Annotated in this window: 21 protein-coding genes; 17 read left to right on the top strand and 4 right to left on the bottom strand. The window is 36.2% G+C overall.

The window, feature by feature from the left end; genetic code table 11:
- Positions 1–80 precede the first annotated feature (80 nt).
- From rlmF to FW780_RS16815, 3 genes are read right to left on the bottom strand one after another with little or no spacing between them, the layout of a single operon-like run.
- Complete coding sequence (gene rlmF, locus FW780_RS16825; protein WP_149834831.1) at positions 81–1,010, bottom strand: 23S rRNA (adenine(1618)-N(6))-methyltransferase RlmF; 930 nt, start codon at positions 1,008–1,010, stop codon at positions 81–83.
- A gap of 3 nt (positions 1,011–1,013) precedes the next feature.
- Positions 1,014–1,388 (bottom strand): c-type cytochrome, encoded by a 375-nt coding sequence (locus FW780_RS16820; protein ID WP_149834830.1) that lies wholly within the window; start codon positions 1,386–1,388, stop codon positions 1,014–1,016.
- Positions 1,388–1,606, bottom strand: coding sequence for a hypothetical protein (locus FW780_RS16815; protein WP_149834829.1), 219 nt, complete (start codon positions 1,604–1,606; stop codon positions 1,388–1,390). The genes FW780_RS16820 and FW780_RS16815 overlap by 1 nt, the downstream gene beginning before the upstream one ends.
- Before the next feature lie 191 nt (positions 1,607–1,797).
- On the opposite strand from FW780_RS16815, the gene FW780_RS16810 reads away from it, so the two are divergent.
- The 14 genes from FW780_RS16810 to FW780_RS16745 all read left to right on the top strand — a co-directional run bounded on the left by FW780_RS16810 (position 1,798) and on the right by FW780_RS16745 (position 13,537).
- The gene (locus tag FW780_RS16810; protein ID WP_149834828.1) at positions 1,798–2,259 is read left to right on the top strand and encodes a cupin domain-containing protein; all 462 of its coding nucleotides are present in this window, start codon (positions 1,798–1,800) and stop codon (positions 2,257–2,259) included.
- A 188-nt stretch (positions 2,260–2,447) separates the two neighbouring features.
- Complete coding sequence (locus FW780_RS16805; protein WP_149834827.1) at positions 2,448–3,089, top strand: hypothetical protein; 642 nt, start codon at positions 2,448–2,450, stop codon at positions 3,087–3,089.
- A 245-nt stretch (positions 3,090–3,334) separates the two neighbouring features.
- Entirely contained in the window at positions 3,335–4,759 is a 1,425-nt protein-coding gene (locus FW780_RS16800; protein ID WP_149834826.1) for an anthranilate synthase component I family protein, read from the top strand.
- 47 nt (positions 4,760–4,806) lie between these two features.
- Complete coding sequence (locus FW780_RS16795) at positions 4,807–5,409, top strand: anthranilate synthase component II (RefSeq protein ID WP_149834825.1); 603 nt, start codon at positions 4,807–4,809, stop codon at positions 5,407–5,409.
- A 41-nt stretch (positions 5,410–5,450) separates the two neighbouring features.
- Positions 5,451–6,437, top strand: a complete 987-nt coding sequence (gene trpD / locus FW780_RS16790; RefSeq protein ID WP_149834824.1) for an anthranilate phosphoribosyltransferase — start codon at positions 5,451–5,453, stop codon at positions 6,435–6,437.
- 57 nt (positions 6,438–6,494) lie between these two features.
- On the top strand, positions 6,495–7,268 hold the full coding sequence (gene trpC, locus FW780_RS16785; protein ID WP_149834823.1) for an indole-3-glycerol phosphate synthase TrpC: 774 nt from the start codon (positions 6,495–6,497) through the stop codon (positions 7,266–7,268).
- A 20-nt stretch (positions 7,269–7,288) separates the two neighbouring features.
- Positions 7,289–7,969 (top strand): phosphoribosylanthranilate isomerase, encoded by a 681-nt coding sequence (locus FW780_RS16780; protein ID WP_149834822.1) that lies wholly within the window; start codon positions 7,289–7,291, stop codon positions 7,967–7,969.
- Positions 7,970–7,994: 25 nt separating this feature from the next.
- A complete protein-coding gene (locus FW780_RS16775) occupies positions 7,995–8,507 on the top strand; it encodes a hypothetical protein (RefSeq protein WP_149834821.1) in 513 nt (170 codons plus the stop codon).
- Positions 8,504–9,049 (top strand): GNAT family N-acetyltransferase, encoded by a 546-nt coding sequence (locus FW780_RS16770; RefSeq protein WP_149834820.1) that lies wholly within the window; start codon positions 8,504–8,506, stop codon positions 9,047–9,049. The genes FW780_RS16775 and FW780_RS16770 overlap by 4 nt, the downstream gene beginning before the upstream one ends.
- Before the next feature lie 4 nt (positions 9,050–9,053).
- Entirely contained in the window at positions 9,054–10,232 is a 1,179-nt protein-coding gene (gene trpB, locus FW780_RS16765) for a tryptophan synthase subunit beta (protein ID WP_149834819.1), read from the top strand.
- Positions 10,233–10,325: 93 nt separating this feature from the next.
- Positions 10,326–11,060: a tryptophan synthase subunit alpha gene (gene trpA / locus FW780_RS16760; RefSeq protein WP_206669037.1), complete on the top strand. Its 735-nt coding sequence runs from the start codon at positions 10,326–10,328 to the stop codon at positions 11,058–11,060.
- Positions 11,061–11,091: 31 nt separating this feature from the next.
- Entirely contained in the window at positions 11,092–11,820 is a 729-nt protein-coding gene (gene lipB, locus FW780_RS16755) for a lipoyl(octanoyl) transferase LipB (protein WP_149834817.1), read from the top strand.
- Positions 11,821–12,197: 377 nt separating this feature from the next.
- On the top strand, positions 12,198–13,157 hold the full coding sequence (locus FW780_RS16750) for a protein-glutamine glutaminase (RefSeq protein WP_149834816.1): 960 nt from the start codon (positions 12,198–12,200) through the stop codon (positions 13,155–13,157).
- 68 nt (positions 13,158–13,225) lie between these two features.
- Complete coding sequence (locus FW780_RS16745; RefSeq protein ID WP_149834815.1) at positions 13,226–13,537, top strand: hypothetical protein; 312 nt, start codon at positions 13,226–13,228, stop codon at positions 13,535–13,537.
- Positions 13,538–13,565: 28 nt separating this feature from the next.
- Here FW780_RS16745 and FW780_RS16740 read toward each other — a convergent pair whose 3' ends face one another.
- Entirely contained in the window at positions 13,566–14,318 is a 753-nt protein-coding gene (locus tag FW780_RS16740; RefSeq protein ID WP_149834814.1) for an SDR family oxidoreductase, read from the bottom strand.
- A gap of 256 nt (positions 14,319–14,574) precedes the next feature.
- On the opposite strand from FW780_RS16740, the gene FW780_RS16735 reads away from it, so the two are divergent.
- The 3 genes from FW780_RS16735 to FW780_RS16725 are packed head-to-tail and all read left to right on the top strand — an operon-like array spanning position 14,575 to position 16,099.
- The gene (locus tag FW780_RS16735) at positions 14,575–15,207 is read left to right on the top strand and encodes an NAD(P)H-dependent oxidoreductase (RefSeq protein WP_047376899.1); all 633 of its coding nucleotides are present in this window, start codon (positions 14,575–14,577) and stop codon (positions 15,205–15,207) included.
- A 31-nt stretch (positions 15,208–15,238) separates the two neighbouring features.
- Positions 15,239–15,673 carry a MarR family winged helix-turn-helix transcriptional regulator gene (locus tag FW780_RS16730; protein WP_149834813.1) on the top strand — a complete coding sequence of 145 codons (435 nt, stop codon included), beginning with the start codon at positions 15,239–15,241 and terminating at the stop codon, positions 15,671–15,673.
- Positions 15,674–16,099 (top strand): organic hydroperoxide resistance protein, encoded by a 426-nt coding sequence (locus tag FW780_RS16725; RefSeq protein ID WP_149834812.1) that lies wholly within the window; start codon positions 15,674–15,676, stop codon positions 16,097–16,099.
- Positions 16,100–16,221: the final 122 nt, after the last annotated feature.

Genomic DNA, 16,221 nt, shown 5'->3' with positions numbered 1-16,221 from the left:
TAATGATAACCTAATAAAAACAGCAACAAAAAAAACTAACAACCAGAAACCTTAAACCTTGAATTTTGAACCTTGAACTTTTAAACAAACCAGGTTTTCCCATCTTTCTGAGGAATAAACGTCCAGGCCAGTATTCTGCTTACTTTTTGTCCCTGAGCCATATCAATGATTTTTACCTCTACAGCATTTACTTTCTTTAAAAGAGTGGTGAGTTTATTAAGATTCTCTTTTTTGGAAACCAGACAGGTGAACCAAAGAACCTGTGATGAAAATAATACACTTTCATGAATCATCTTAGTGATAAAAGCAAGCTCGCCACCTTCACACCAAAGTTCAGACTGCTGGCCGCTAAAATTAAGAAGAGGTTTTGATTTCTTTGATTTATTAAGATTCTTTGTTTTCCTGATATTCCCTTTCATTGCAGATTCTTCAGAATCATGAAAAGGAGGATTACACATGGAAAAAGTAAACCTGTCATGAGGACCAATGATATTTGTAAAGATATGATCAGCATCAGGCTGGCTTTTCAATTGAATTACGGATGAAAGATCCGGATTTTGATCCAAAATAGACTGAGCATTTGTCAAAGAATCCTGATTAATATCCGTTCCCAGCATCGTCCAGCCATAAGATTTGTGACTTATTAAAGGATACACAAGATTAGCTCCTGTTCCTATGTCCAATCCTTTGATAGCATCTCCTGTCGGAATTTCATTCAGCTGTTCAGCTAAAAGATCTGCAATATAATGTACATAATCTGCTCTTCCGGGAATGGGAGGACAAAGATTGGTGTCGGGAATATCCCAGCCTTTAATATGGTAAAAATGTAAGAGTAAGGCTTTGTTGAGCAGTTTTACCGCTTTTGGAATGCTGAAATTAATGGTTACCGTCTGATAAGCATTAACGAAAACAAAGTGTTTCAGTTCCGGCACACAAGAAATAAGCGCATCAAAATCATAGGGATTACGATGCAGATTTCTTGTGTGCAGACTGGATTTTTCAGCGGACATTTTTTATTTCTTCTGACTTAAAATATATTCCACCATTTTTTTGGCATCTTCTTTAGATACCTGTGGATGGGCAGCCATAGGCACGCTTCCCCATACTCCACTTCCGCCTTCTATAATTTTGGAAGCCAGCAATTCTGTATCCTTTTCAGAGTACTTTCCTGCAATTTCCTTATAAGAAGGTCCTATCATTCTCTCATTCACAGAGTGACATCCTGAACAATCCAAAGTTTCCATGATCTGATCACCGGAAAGATTGGCTGATACTGGTTCTGAAACAGCTGCTGTCTCAGAAGAAGGTGCCACTTCTGCTGTATTTTCTTTTTTAGAACAGGAAATGATCAGAAGACCCAATGTTCCTGCCAAAAGTATTTTTTTCATTATTTCTTCGCTGTAGAATCTGTTTTAGCAGCTTCTGGAGCAGTTGTAGCCGGAGTTGCAGCAGCTGGAGCAGCAGTTTTAGCAGTAGAATCTACAACAGTAGTTGCTTCTGGCTCTTCCATCATTGTGTTGCTATCCTGTAAAGAGTGATCTGGCTTTTTTTTGCAGCTTGCTAATAATAAACCTCCGATAAATGCGATTGCTAATACTTTTTTCATTTTTTTCTAATTTGGAAGCAAAAATATAAAAAATAAAGTTTTAAACTTATGACAAATGTTTTCTTTGATAAATATTTTTAAAGGACTGAGTTGCGCTCAGATTGATAAAAATAATTCAAATAGTAGGGAAATTTAAATTAGGTTGTTATTTTTGTATACCAAATTATCCAAACCAAAATCAATCTATTCATATGAAACTTACAACTAAAAAAAGTTTATTAAGCACAGCATTCGTTGCTATACTTTCTTCCCTGCTTCTTTCCTGTGATAATTCATCGAACGAACCACAATCAGAATATACTGATAAAATTGAATCAGTAACGCTTTTAAAAACAACAAAGTCGTGGGACGGAACGGCGTATCCGGCTTACCCCACAACACAGCCTGAAATATCGGTCCTGAAAATTGCTGTACCTCCCAATAAAGCTCTGGACTGGCATAAACACCCTGTCATTAATGCTGCTTATGTAGAAAAAGGTGAAATCCAGATCGAGAGAAAAGAAGACGGTAAAACCCAGTGGGTAAGAAAAGGTCAGGTTCTTCCCGAAATGGTTAATGTAGCCCACAGAGGAAAAACCGGAGATAAAGGGGCTACTCTGATTGTTTTCTACAGTGGAACACCTGATATTCCTTTGTCTGAACCAGTAAAATAGTTGTTTTAAACGCCGGGTTCGCAAAGTAATTATGATAATTTTTTTTTGTTCGCAAGGGCACTTCGTTTAGCTAATGACAGTGGACTTTGCTAAGTGAAACGCCTTTGCGACCGTTTTTTACATTCATATTAATAACATCTTCGCGATCTCAGCGTTTAAACAAAAGATTATAATAGTATATTTAAGGTATGGTTTTAATTTCAAAAATTCTGTTTTTCATCAGTCATCATGGTTTTTATACTGTGATTCTGCTGTTTGCGTTCTTCGGACTTCTTTCCTATCTGACGAAAAAAGCATGGTTTCTGATCCCGATTATTCCTTTGGCTATCTTAAATGGTTTTGGAGGACAATTTTTAAATGCATGGTTTTTAAATAAATACGGAGTTGAAAGCACAGCTATTATCACGTCTGATGTAGAAACCAATTCCACTCTGAACGACATGTACATTCATGATTATGAAGCTATTGTCAAGAAACAGGACGGAAAATATACCACTACTTTTTTCTCCACGACTACTGCAGCAATTTATCCTATCAGAAATTCAATCAGAATACCTGGTGATAAGGATATTCCTGTAAAATACATTCCCGGATATGAAAAAAATATAGTCATTCTTTATGATCAGTCCAGAGAAGGAAAAATTTTGTTACAATACGAAAAGCTAGCTCCCGTCAATTCTGCAAAAACCAAATATGAGGCAGACAAAACAAATAAGGAATTTGTTGAAGAATATATCTCGGCATTGGAAGAGTACGTAAAAGACTATGATGATGAAACTTACAAAGAAAGAATCAAAGAATTGCAACTTGAACTTAAGCAGCTTAAATAGGAGATTCTTATATTAAGTTTTTTTAATTTTTAATATTTTTTAGTTTTGTATTAAAAAAATTTCTACATTTGTCCCATGTTTAAAATGAGCAACAATATTTGGTGGTGGCTTTCAAACTCTTCGTCGGGTCTGAAGGTATTGTCATGTTGCTAACCATACAACAGAAATAATCAAAAAACAATATATAGGCTTTGACGGATACCGTTGAAGCCTTTTTTTATTCTTTAATCTTACAAAAAAACAAAATGCATACTAACACAATTAAAATAAAAACTGTTTCGAAAAAAACACTGGGAGATCTTCATACTCCTATGAATATTTACCTTAAGATCAGGGATAAATTCCGTGATACAATTCTTCTGGAAAGTTCGGATTCAAAAAGTATTGATAATAACTTTTCCTTCATTGCCGTGAATGCCATTGCCGGAATTGAAGTGAAAAATCTCAACGAATATGAAATCAAACTTCCCGCTTCTGCTCCTGTAAAGCAATTTATGATGGAACGCAATATCACAGATATATTTGAAGAATTCAGGAAAATTTTTAAATGTGAAGAAACCAACGACCCTATAGAACAAACAGCTCAGAGTCTTTTTGGATATACAAGTTTTGAAGCAGTACAGTTTTTTGAAAAGATTAATCTTAAAGCACAAAGTAAGGAAGTTGAAATTCCTGTTTTGAGATACAGATTATACCAATATGTGATTGCGATCAACCATTTCAATGATGAAATGTATATTATTGAAAATTCTATTGACGGGGTAAAATCTGAGTTTCATCTGTTGGAAAACCTTATTAAAAATCAGAATACGCCGGTTTATCCTTTTGAAAAAACAGATGAAGAAACTTCTAATATTACAAATGAAGATTATATTGAACTGGTAAAAACAGCCCAAAAGCACTGCATGCGCGGGGATGTCTTCCAATTGGTTCTAAGCAGAAGATTTGAACAGAAATTCAAGGGAGATGAATTCAATGTATATAGAGCTTTAAGAAATATCAACCCTTCTCCTTACCTCTTTTATTTTGATTACGGAAATTACAAATTGTTCGGATCAAGTCCTGAAAGCCAATTAATTATAAAAGACAATAAAGCAATCATTCACCCTATTGCCGGAACATCCAAGAGAACAGGAAACTTTGAAACTGATCTTCAGGCCATTGAAGAGTTAAAAGCTGATCCTAAAGAAAATGCAGAACATACCATGCTGGTTGATCTGGCAAGAAATGATCTTGGAAAGCTTGGAAAAAATGTAACCGTTACTAAACTTAAAGAAATTCAGCTGTTCTCACACGTTATTCATATGGTAAGTGAAGTAACAGCCGATGTTTCCAATACCATCAATCCTCTTGAAATGGTCTCTGCAACCTTCCCACAGGGTACACTCAGCGGCGCACCGAAACATAAAGCTCTTCAACTCATTAATCAGTACGAAAAAGATTCCCGCGGATATTATGGCGGCTGTATAGGAATTATCGGATTGAATGGAACCTGCAACCAGGCTATTATGATCAGAACTTTCCTAAGTAAAAACAATACACTCTTTTACCAGGCCGGTGCCGGTATTGTGGCAAAGTCTGTCCCTGAAAATGAACTGCAGGAAGTGAATAACAAACTGAACGCATTGAAAAAAGCAGTTGAAAAAGCAGAAAAAATAGTTGAAAAATAAACAATCCCAACCAGCAACTAGCAAAAAAACAACCTAACAAAAAAGAAATGAACAACAATATAAACACTCAGCAACCACCTTTAAAAGTTCTCGTTTTCGACAATTACGACAGTTTTACTTATAACCTGGTACAGATTATCGAAAGAATTCTGAATCAAAGAGTGGATGTGGTAAGAAATGATGAAATTACTCTGGAAGAAATTGGAAAGTATGACAAAATTATTCTCTCTCCAGGACCTGGAATTCCTGAAGAAGCAGGTATTTTGTTAGACCTTATTAAGGAATATGCCCCTACGAAAAGCATTCTGGGAGTATGTCTCGGACAGCAGGCTATTGCTGAAGCTTTCGGAGGAAATCTTATCAACCTGACCGAAATCTTCCACGGAGTAGCAACGACTACTGAGCTGGTAAAAGAAAATACAAAACTTTTCAAAGACTTAAATTCAGGACTGGAAGTGGGCAGATACCACAGCTGGGCAGTAAATCCTGAAGGTTTCCCCGAAGAACTGGAGATCACCGCCATAGACAAAGACGGAATGATCATGGCTTTACAACACAGAACCTATGATGTACACGGAGTACAGTTTCACCCTGAGAGTATTTTAACCCCCGAAGGTGAAGTAATCATTAAAAACTTTCTTTTATCGTGAAAACATCAGAAATCCCATCAACAACAATAAAAACGCCACAAATGAAAGAAATACTGCAATATCTGTTTAACCATAATACACTTTCAAAATCGGAAGCTAAGGCTACCATGATTGAGATTGCACAGAATAAGTTTAATGCTGCAGAAGTTACCGCTTTTATCAGTGTTTTCCTGATGAGAAATATTACCCTGAAGGAAGTGGAAGGATTCAGAGAGGCTCTGCTTCAGATGGCTGTTCCTGTAAATATAGATGCAAGTGATGCTATTGACATTGTGGGAACCGGAGGTGATGGAAAAGATACCATCAATATATCAACATTGGCCAGCTTTGTAGTGGCCGGAGCCGGACAGAAGGTAACCAAACATGGAAATTATGGTGCTTCTACAACCACAGGTTCATCCAACGTACTGGAAGAGTTGGGATATGAATTCAAAAACAGTTCGGAGCAATTGAATGAGGACCTTGAAAGAGCTAACATATGCTTTTTACATGCCCCTTATTTTCATCCTGCTCTGCAATCCGTTGGGTTATTGAGAAAATCTTTGGGATTAAGAACATTTTTTAATCTTTTAGGGCCATTAGTTAATCCTGCAAAACCAAAATATTCAATGATTGGAGTGTACAACCTGGAAATTGCAAGAATTTACCAATATCTCCTTCAAAAAGAAGATCGTGAATTTATCCTTGTACATGGCCTTGACGGATATGATGAAATAAGTCTTACAGACGACAGTAAAATCATTACAAAAAACGGGGAAGAAATTTATTCTGCAGAAGATTTGGGCTTCAATCCGGTAATGCTGGAAGATATTAAGGCGGGAAGCTCCGTTCAGGAAACAGCAAAAATATTTATGAATATTCTGGAAGGAAAAGGTACGGAACAACAAAATTCTGTGATTCTTGCCAATGCTTCAGTAGCGCTGTACAACACTCATAAATTCGGAACATATGATGATTGTCTTCTTTTAGCTCAGGAAAGTCTGCAAAGCGGAAAAGCATTGAACAGTTTTAATCTCTTGATTAATTAAAATTTATCAATTATTAGCAAAGCAAAATTCACCATTGACTAAATTCTAAACACAAAAATGACTATACTGGATAAAATTATTGAACAAAAAAAACTGGAGATTGCCGGAGCAAAATCACGTATATCTCTTGACCAATTAAAAAACACAGATTTTTTTGGAAGAAAAACCTATTCTCTGAAAGAATCTATCAAAAATAAAAACGGGATTATCGCTGAATTTAAAAGACAATCCCCTTCAAAAGGAATTATCAACAATAGTGTGGAGCCTTTAGAAGTGGTTTCAGCTTACGAAAGTTTTGGAGCCAGCGGAATTTCTATGCTGACCGATCATGATTTTTTTGGAGGAAATTTGAATGATATTTTAAGTGTAAGAAATGATATTAAAATCCCGATTCTGCGAAAAGATTTCATGATTGATGAATATCAGTTTTATGAAGCTAAAAGTATTGGAGCTGATGTTATTTTACTGATCGCGTCCTGCCTTTCACCTGCTCAGGTAGAGGAATTCACGGCACTTGCCCATGAACTGGAAATGGAAGTTTTACTGGAAATTCATACCGAAGATGAACTGAAACATTTTAATTCAAAGATTGATCTTGTGGGGATCAACAACAGAAACCTTAAGGATTTCAAAGTGGATCTTCAACATTCTGTCCAGCTGAAAAACCTGCTTCCAAAAGACCTTTTATCTGTAGCGGAAAGTGGCATTTACAACATTAAAGATTTTCAATTTTTAAAAGAAAAAGGATTTGATGGCTTCCTGATGGGAGAATATTTTATGAAAAATACAAATCCGGCTCAGGCATTTAAAGATTTTTCAGTACAAATTTAATATACAAACCATCCCTGATCATGAACCAGCAGCCTTCCAACACTCCTAAACTCAAAGTATGTGGTTTAACGCAATTAAACCAGATGCAAGAGCTGATGGCGATGAATGTAGATTTCCTTGGCTTTATCTTCTATGAAAAATCACCAAGATATGTTTTGAATCATTTGAGCCTGGAAGAGATCTCTTCTATCAATCATCATGGGAAAACAGGTGTTTTTGTGAATGAAGAAGCAGACGATATTCTACAGATTGTTCAAAAAGCAGGATTGAATTTTGTTCAGCTTCACGGTGATGAAAGTGATCGTTTCATTGCTGAATTAAGGCAAGAACTGGATCCCGAAGTGAAAATCATTAAAGTGATAAGAGTAGGAAGCAATGATTCGGAAACCAAAAATAAAATACAACAGACTTTCAGCCAGCAACCTGGAACCTGCAATCTGTCACCTATCGCCTATTACTTGTTTGATACCGATGGGAAAGCATTTGGCGGAACGGGAAAACAGTTTGACTGGAATATTTTGAATGATTTTACTATCCCTCTACCCTATTTTTTAAGTGGTGGAATTTCAGAAGAAAACATTGGAAATATTGAAACATTGAAACAGAAACCTTTTGCTTTAGATATCAATTCAAAATTTGAAACGGAACCCGGAAATAAAGATATTGAACGCATAAAAAAGTTTAAAAACCTGTATCTGTAAAAGATATAACCACTAAAAAAACACAATGATGAACATACATTTGCTAAAAAAAACATTTTATAAAACCTTATTTCCTCCTAAATTCGGGAACGAAAAGATACAGGCACTGTACCATTTTGTAGCCCAGAATGACAGCAATATTGAACATTGGGAAGTTGGTGGATTATTATCTGAGTTCATTGAAATTATTAAAGATTTTCAGGAAACCGATATCCAGTATTTTTTTGAAAGAATCAGCTTGTGGAACAGCTATTATCTGGTTATTATTTCTGATAAGTTTTTGGAAAATCATGTAAAATCATTCATAAAATATGACTTAGGATTGATTTACGCTAAAATATTTCTACTGTATGAAGATGCTGATTCTTATTATCTGATTGACAATCTGGAAATTGCCATTACCATGTACCAATCCAAAATAGATAAAGCAACTTTAATTGATTTAATGCATAAAATAGAATTATTATATTATAAAAAACTGATTACCAAACAACAACACGATCATCACCTTACATTTATTAATAGTTTGAACCCATGAAATATCAGATAAAAGAAACTAAGGATTTAACGGAAAACGAGATAGAACATATCTTGCTACTTTGGGATATTTCCGCCTGGAACACTATGAAATCTTCCTATTTCAGGAATTTTTTCAAAGATTCGGAATTTCATTTCCTGGTGGATACTGATCAAAATATACTGGCGGTCATTCGGGTAAATTTTGATTTCACCTTAAAAATAGCAGATGTAAATTACCCCTTTGCAGAAGCTGTAGGTCTTGTTTCTGCCCACAAAAAGAAAGGGTATGGAGCAGCTTTAGTTCGACATTACAAGGAAAATGTCATTCAGAGAAATTTGGATACTATTGGTTTCTGCCACTCGGATCTCCGTCCTTTTTATGAAAAATGTTCAATTGAAATTCTTCATGACAAAGCCAAAATGATCAAAGAAAGTGTCGGATCGGAATGGATTAACTCTGAAGATGATGATATTTTGATTTTTAATACGTCAAACGAAAGAAAAGAACTGCTCAATCAGCTTAGCTCAAAAAATAATGCTTATTTAATTACTAAAGAATAAAAAAATGAATTATAAAAACCCCGATGAAAACGGATATTACGGAGAGTTTGGAGGAGCTTTTATCCCCGAAATGCTCTATCCTAATGTAGAAGAATTACAAAAAAGCTATCTTGAAATTATAGAATCTGAAGATTTTCAGGCTGAATATCAGGATTTGCTTAAAAACTATGTTGGAAGGGCTACTCCATTATATTTTGCTAAAAACCTAAGTCAGAAATACCAGACTCAGATTTATTTAAAACGGGAAGACCTCAACCATACCGGAGCGCATAAGATCAATAATGCTCTGGGGCAGGTTTTATTGGCAAAACGCCTTGGAAAAACAAGAATTATTGCTGAAACCGGAGCCGGACAACATGGTGTTGCCACTGCTACAGCCTGTGCTTTGCTTGGTCTGAAATGCATCGTTTATATGGGTGAAATTGACATCCAGAGACAAGCCCCGAATGTGGCAAGAATGAAAATGTTGGGTGCTGAAGTTGTGCCAGCCACTTCAGGATCAAAAACCCTTAAAGATGCAGTGAATGAAGCATTAAGAGACTGGATCAACAATCCTCAGACAACTCATTATGTGATTGGAAGCGTGGTAGGCCCTCACCCTTTCCCTGATCTTGTAGCGAGGTTTCAGAGTATTATTTCAAAAGAAATCAAAGAACAGCTTAAGAAAAAAATCGGTAGAGAAAATCCAGATTATGTGATTGCCTGTGTAGGTGGCGGAAGTAATGCGGCAGGAACTTTCTATCATTTTGTTGAAGAAAAGGAGGTAAAAATCATCGCTGCAGAAGCCGGTGGATTGGGAGTAAGTTCCGGAAAATCTGCCGCTACAACATTTTTAGGAACGCTTGGAGTTCTTCACGGAAGTAAAAGCCTTGTGATGCAAACAGAGGACGGACAGGTCATAGAACCTCATTCTATCTCTGCAGGACTGGATTATCCGGGAATCGGGCCTTTTCATGCTCATTTATTTAAAGAAAAAAGAGCAGAGTTTTTCAGTATTAATGATGATGAAGCTTTAAAATGCGCTTTTGAACTAACCAGACTGGAAGGAATTATTCCCGCATTGGAAAGTTCTCATGCTCTGGCAGTTTTGGACAAAAAGAAATTTAATGCAAATGATGTTGTCGTTATTTGTCTGAGCGGCCGTGGAGATAAGGATATGGAAACGTATTTGAAAAATCTGTAAAATGTAAAAAGTTTTCATTTAAAATGATTTTAACAGACAAAACCTGATCATAAATACATTTTATATGAATACATCAATACAAAAAAGAAAGAAATGAAAAAACTAAATATATACTTCACAGCAGGAATTCCACAATTGGAAGATACCGCTGATATTATAAAACTGATTCAGGATTCCGGAGCAGATATGATTGAAATCGGAATGCCTTATTCTGATCCTGTGGCAGACGGACCGGTGATTCAGAAGGCTCATGAGCTGGCTTTACAAAACGGAATGACGATTGAAAAACTGTTGTCTCAATTAAAAGCAATCAAAAACGAAATCAAAATTCCGATTATTCTGATGGGATACATCAATCCGGTATTAAGTTTCGGATTTGAAAAGTTTTGTGCAGCATGCTCCGAAAGTGGTGTTTCAGGGTTGATTCTTCCTGACCTTCCTCCTATTGAGTTTGAGAAAAATTATCAGTCTGTTTTAAAACAGTACAATCTTAATTTTACCTTTCTGGTCACTCCGGAAACGTCTGATGAAAGGATGATGTATCTTGATTCTTTAAGTTCAGGTTTTCTGTATGCAGTAAGTTCTTCCTCCACCACCGGAAATGAAAATGCTGTTTTAAAAAATGAGTACTACCTTTCCAGGGTAGCTTCCCTCCCGCTTAAAAATCCCGTCATGATCGGATTCGGGATTAAATCGAAAGAGGATTTTGAAAATGTAACGGAAAAAGCGGATGGTGGTATCATAGGAACAGCCTTTGTGAATATTTTGCTTCAGGATAAAGACTGGAAGAAAAGTGCTATAGATTTTATCCATTCCATCAAAGACTAAAATTCACTAAATTTGTATATCAAAAATTGAAATGAATACAAATCAAAATAAATCAGTAGAATTTGAAGATTTAGGGGTCAAAGAATATCAGCCAGCCTGGGATTATCAGGAACTGCTGATGAAAAACATCATTGATACCAAGATAAAAAACAGAGATCTTCCTGCAGAACAGCATATTACTACTCCCAACCACCTTCTTTTTGTAGAGCATCCTCATGTATATACTTTGGGAAAAAGCGGACATGAAGAAAATATGCTTGCCGGCATTGATAAACTGAAAGAGATTGATGCTACTTTCGTAAAGGTAAACCGTGGCGGAGATATTACGTATCATGGTTACGGGCAGGTGGTAGGTTATCCTATTCTGGATCTTGAGAACTTTTTTACAGACATTCATTTATATATGAGAAATCTGGAAGAAGTAATCATCAGAACCATTGCCGAATATGGCATTAAAGGAGAACGTTCTCCGGGAGAAACGGGAGTATGGCTGGATGTAGGAAAACCTTACGCAAGAAAGATGTGTGCTATGGGAGTGAAAGCTTCCCGTTGGGTAACTCTTCATGGTTTTGCATTGAATGTAAATACAGATATGCGTTATTTTGAATACATTATTCCTTGTGGGATCAAAGATAAGCAGGTAACTTCTCTGAAAAGAGAACTTGAAAGAGAACTTGCACCGGAAGAAATGGAAGAACTGAAAGCAAAGATCAGAAAGCATTTTGCAGACGTTTTTCAGGCAGAATTGCTCTATAAATAGTCAAGACAGCTTAAGATATAATGATAAACCCAGTTTCAACAGTTGAAACTGGGTTTTTAGTTCAAGTAATATCATAACCATCAGAACATTTAGATTCCTACGGAATGACACAATTGGAATCGAGGTTTTTATCCACAGTTTATCATTCCGCAGGAATCAAGACTTAATCAAAAAAAACTATTTTTCTCACTTACCACCATAATCATTAGTTTTTCGCCTTTTTCACTATCATAAAATCAATAAATCGAAAGAATAATTTATTTTTTTGAAAAAAAACCTTGCATATATTTCAAATTTTATTACTTTTAATATCACAAAATAGTGAACTATTATACATTAAAGTTCATTAAAATTCAAACCACCAAAATATAAAAACTATGAAAAAATTTCTGTTATCCATGATGGTATTCGTGACGATGCTGTCATTCAATTCCTGTTCAGATGCCAATGCCAATCAGGACCCAAATCTTGTTGCCAAAGAGTCAAACGAAATTGCCATGAAAGATTTCGGTAAAACTGTTCCGGTAGGGATTGATAAAGAAGATGGGAAATTTAAAATCTCATTTATGGTTACTGCCCAACCCTACTACATTAAGGACAGTAAAGAAAATGCAGGTTATATTTCCATGATCAAACAGGCTGTTGAGAACGAAACTCCTGTTCATGTTTTTCTTAAAACCAATACCAGTGAAATCGCAAAGGTAGACAAAGTAACAGATGAGGACATCCGTTATTTTAAATCTGTATTTAACAAGGAAGAAAGAGGAGACAGTAAAAAAGCAGTGAGTGTTATTCCTAACCTTGCAACGCTGAACAGCTTATTTACTCAGATTAAAAATCAGGCTTGTGGAACTTCTACAGCTTCTTCTCCGTGTATCACATTCAGATACCCTGTTGACGGATGCTATGCAAGAGCCCACAAAATGAGACAAATTTTATTGAATGCAGGATACGATTGCGAAAAACAATTCGTGTACGGTAACCTGAGAGCTTCTACAGGGACATGCTGTGTATCATGGGTATACCACGTAGCGATATTGGTAAGCTTCAAAAATGCTTCCGGAATTGTTGAGAAAAGAATCATTGATCCATCATTATTCTCCAGCGGACCAGTAACTGATGCTGCATGGAGAGCTGCATGTACCAACACAAGCTGCGGATCTGCTTCCGTATCTTCTTTTGCCAATACCGCAGGAAATGTATACTACAGAAGTCCGTCTGGATCTTTACTGTATGATAACAACTATGTAAATACCAATTGTGTATTGAATATCTTCTCATCCCTTTCAGGATGTTCTCCTTCCCCTGCACCAAGTGTTGCAAGTTGCGGATTTTAACTAATTTATATAAAGCTCCTGCATTTATTTTAATACATTGCAGGAGCTTTTTACCTAATATTTTTGCTATGAAAGCCTGGTCCTATTTACTATTACTTTTTATTATGATTACATCCTGTTCCGGAAATTCCAGTTCACAGAATTTAACCTGGTATAATAATTCCACTATTACAGATATCACCGAAGATCCGGATAAACCGAATGAAGTGGTACGCGTTGCCATCGGAATCAGTGCGCAGGTTTTTTATATTTCAAAAAAATCACCGGAATACAAAACTCTTATTGAAAAGGCAACACAAAGCTTTAAGAAAAATAAGACCTATAATATTGGTATTGAAAATAAGACGAATATCATCAAAGAAATTAAAGAGGTCAAATAATCCTTTTAATCTCTGACATAGTCTTCCGTTATCTGATCACAGAAATCCCGGCATCCACTTTTATCTCAGCGCCATGGATATATGAAGCTTCCTCTGAAGCAAGAAACAGAACTACGCTGGCTATTTCTGACGGTTCCCCCTGTCTTTTAAAAGGTATCGTAGGAATAATATCCTCAATGGCACTTTCAATCTGTTCTCCGGTTAAGCCTGTATTATTAAAAATATTAGTTTTAATATGCCCGGGACTCACTCCGTTGACTCGGATACCTTTTTCTGTAAGCTCTACCGCAAATGTTTTGATGAAAGACTGCACTGCTGATTTGGCCGCAGAGTACACGGAAAAATTATGCATCGCAATATCCGTTGCCACTGAAGTATTGAAAATAACAGAACTTCCGCTATTCATCAATGGCAATATTTGCTGTACTGTGAAAAATGGTCCTTTTACCAATAGATTAAAAAGTTCGTCAAACTGATTTTCATCCACATATTCTACGGGAGCAAATCTTCCGTATCCGGCATTGGCAAAGACCAGATCAATATGTTCTGTATATTTTCTGACTTCCTGCTGAAGGTTCATCAGATCTTTCATATTTCCGGCATTGGATACGATTCCAAAGGCCTTTTCTCCAAGTTTTTCTAAAGCCGTATTCACTGTATCTTCACTTCTTCCTGTGATAATGACTGAACCTCCTTCTTCAATAAATTTCTGAGCGGTAGCCAGACCCATCCCATTGGTTCCCCCCGTAATTAAAGCGGTTTTATTTTTAAATCTCTGCATTGTTTTTAGTTTAAAATTCTTTTGCAAAGATTGAAATACAAAGGCTTTGAAAAAATCCGAATCTTGCGGAAAATAGTGTAAAAATAAATAGCCTATTTCTGTTTATTTCAATTTATCAATAATCGTTATCAATAAAATCTTTTAAAATTAAATTGCGCACAATTTAATTGCTTGTATATTTGCAGTGTTGTTTTACTTCAATATAAAAAAAGGAAGTTCAATAACCGCAAGTAATTTAATTTAAAACAAAAGAAAAATGTCATTAATAGAAAACCTAAACTGGAGACATGCTGTAAAAGCTTATGACCCGAACAAAAAAATTTCACAGGAAGATCTTAATACTATTTTAGAATCAGCAAGGCTAGCTCCTACTTCATCCGGATTACAACCCTTCCGAATTATTGTCGTAGAAAACCAGGAGTTGAAAGAGAAAATGGTAGCCGGAGCTTTAAACCCTGAAGTGATGAGAGATTCTTCTCACGTTTTGGTCTTTGCAGCATGGGACAGCTATTCTAATGAAAAAATTGACAAAGTTTACGATTATCATACGGATGTAAGAGACCTCCCAAGAGGCCGTTTCGGAAGCTATACAGATAAAATCAAAGAAATGTATGGCGCACAGACTCCGGAGGAACATTTTGCACACACTGCACGCCAGACTTATATTGCCTTAGGAATTGCCCTGGCACAGGCTGCAGAACTTAAAATCGACAGTACTCCGGCAGAAGGATTCAGCAATGCTGTAGTAGATGAGGTACTGGGATTAAAAGAATTAGGATTAAAAAGTGTAAGCCTTTTATATCTTGGATACCGTGATGAAGCTAATGACTGGCTGTCTTCTATGAAAAAAGTCAGAATTCCAATGGATGAATTTATCATAAAAAAGTAATACCTTCATCGAATCTTTCGTACTCAATATTATGGAAAATCCGAAAACACCCAAACTAGAAAACCAGATTTGCTTCCCGCTGTACGTCATTGCCAAAGAGATTACAGGACTGTACCGTCCTTTTCTTGATGAGCTGGACATTACGTATCCGCAGTATCTTGTCATGATGATATTATGGGAAGGTGACGGGCTTACGGTAACACATATCGGGGAAAAACTCTATCTGGACAGTGGTACTTTAACACCTCTTCTTAAAAGACTCGAGTCTAAAGGATTGATCAGCAGAAAAAGAAAAAAAGAGGACGAAAGAGTGGTTGAAGTATTTTTAGACGAAGCTGGAAAACAGCTTCAGCAAAAGGCTTGTGAAATTCCGGGAAAAATTCAGGAAAAACTGGGAATACAACCGGAAGAGCTGCTGCACCTTAAAGACACAGTACTAAAAATATTAAACAAAATAGAAAAATAAATGAAAACATTATATACAACCCAGGTAACCGCTAAAGGAGGCCGAAACGGACATGTGAAAAGTGAAAACGGAGTGTTGGATGTTGAAGTAAGAATGCCAAAAAATCTGGGAGGAGCCAATGATGATTTTGCCAATCCTGAAATGCTTTTTGCAGCCGGATATTCTGCATGTTTCGACAGCGCTTTGAACAGAGTAATCAGTTTATCTAAATTGAAAACCGGAGAAACAACGGTAACAGCTCAGGTGAGCATAGGACAAATTGAAAATGGAGGATTCGGGCTGGCAGCAGAACTTGATGTCAATATCCCTGGAGTTTCTATTGAGGAAGCTCAGGCTCTTACAGAAAAAGCACACCAGATCTGTCCTTATTCTAATGCGACCAGAAATAATATGGAGGTGAAACTTTCAGTCACCAACAACGATTAATCCAATTTTTTTAAGCATAGTTATAACGAAAGGAGCTGTTTTCACGGAAACAGCTCCTTTTTTATTTTATTTTAAACGAAGGCTTCGCAGATGAACACAGATGATTGCGTATATTTTAAAAG

The organism is Chryseobacterium sediminis (genome assembly GCF_008386505.1).
GTDB classification, from domain to species: Bacteria; Bacteroidota; Bacteroidia; order Flavobacteriales; family Weeksellaceae; genus Chryseobacterium; species Chryseobacterium sediminis.
The sequence above is the reverse complement of the archived record's forward strand: the minus strand, read 5'-3'. Positions and strand labels throughout refer to the sequence as shown.

What these genes read in the sequence shown, in the direction of transcription:
- rlmF (WP_149834831.1), bottom strand. Translation starts at nt 1,010, where the DNA reads ATGTCCGCTGAAAAATCCAGTCTGCACACAAGAAATCTGCATCGTAAT.
- FW780_RS16820 (WP_149834830.1), bottom strand. Translation starts at nt 1,388, where the DNA reads ATGAAAAAAATACTTTTGGCAGGAACATTGGGTCTTCTGATCATTTCC.
- FW780_RS16815 (WP_149834829.1), bottom strand. Translation starts at nt 1,606, where the DNA reads ATGAAAAAAGTATTAGCAATCGCATTTATCGGAGGTTTATTATTAGCA.
- FW780_RS16810 (WP_149834828.1), top strand. Translation starts at nt 1,798, where the DNA reads ATGAAACTTACAACTAAAAAAAGTTTATTAAGCACAGCATTCGTTGCT.
- FW780_RS16805 (WP_149834827.1), top strand. Translation starts at nt 2,448, where the DNA reads ATGGTTTTAATTTCAAAAATTCTGTTTTTCATCAGTCATCATGGTTTT.
- FW780_RS16800 (WP_149834826.1), top strand. Translation starts at nt 3,335, where the DNA reads ATGCATACTAACACAATTAAAATAAAAACTGTTTCGAAAAAAACACTG.
- FW780_RS16795 (WP_149834825.1), top strand. Translation starts at nt 4,807, where the DNA reads ATGAACAACAATATAAACACTCAGCAACCACCTTTAAAAGTTCTCGTT.
- trpD (WP_149834824.1), top strand. Translation starts at nt 5,451, where the DNA reads ATGAAAGAAATACTGCAATATCTGTTTAACCATAATACACTTTCAAAA.
- trpC (WP_149834823.1), top strand. Translation starts at nt 6,495, where the DNA reads ATGACTATACTGGATAAAATTATTGAACAAAAAAAACTGGAGATTGCC.
- FW780_RS16780 (WP_149834822.1), top strand. Translation starts at nt 7,289, where the DNA reads ATGAACCAGCAGCCTTCCAACACTCCTAAACTCAAAGTATGTGGTTTA.
- FW780_RS16775 (WP_149834821.1), top strand. Translation starts at nt 7,995, where the DNA reads ATGATGAACATACATTTGCTAAAAAAAACATTTTATAAAACCTTATTT.
- FW780_RS16770 (WP_149834820.1), top strand. Translation starts at nt 8,504, where the DNA reads ATGAAATATCAGATAAAAGAAACTAAGGATTTAACGGAAAACGAGATA.
- trpB (WP_149834819.1), top strand. Translation starts at nt 9,054, where the DNA reads ATGAATTATAAAAACCCCGATGAAAACGGATATTACGGAGAGTTTGGA.
- trpA (WP_206669037.1), top strand. Translation starts at nt 10,326, where the DNA reads ATGAAAAAACTAAATATATACTTCACAGCAGGAATTCCACAATTGGAA.
- lipB (WP_149834817.1), top strand. Translation starts at nt 11,092, where the DNA reads ATGAATACAAATCAAAATAAATCAGTAGAATTTGAAGATTTAGGGGTC.
- FW780_RS16750 (WP_149834816.1), top strand. Translation starts at nt 12,198, where the DNA reads ATGAAAAAATTTCTGTTATCCATGATGGTATTCGTGACGATGCTGTCA.
- FW780_RS16745 (WP_149834815.1), top strand. Translation starts at nt 13,226, where the DNA reads ATGAAAGCCTGGTCCTATTTACTATTACTTTTTATTATGATTACATCC.
- FW780_RS16740 (WP_149834814.1), bottom strand. Translation starts at nt 14,318, where the DNA reads ATGCAGAGATTTAAAAATAAAACCGCTTTAATTACGGGGGGAACCAAT.
- FW780_RS16735 (WP_047376899.1), top strand. Translation starts at nt 14,575, where the DNA reads ATGTCATTAATAGAAAACCTAAACTGGAGACATGCTGTAAAAGCTTAT.
- FW780_RS16730 (WP_149834813.1), top strand. Translation starts at nt 15,239, where the DNA reads ATGGAAAATCCGAAAACACCCAAACTAGAAAACCAGATTTGCTTCCCG.
- FW780_RS16725 (WP_149834812.1), top strand. Translation starts at nt 15,674, where the DNA reads ATGAAAACATTATATACAACCCAGGTAACCGCTAAAGGAGGCCGAAAC.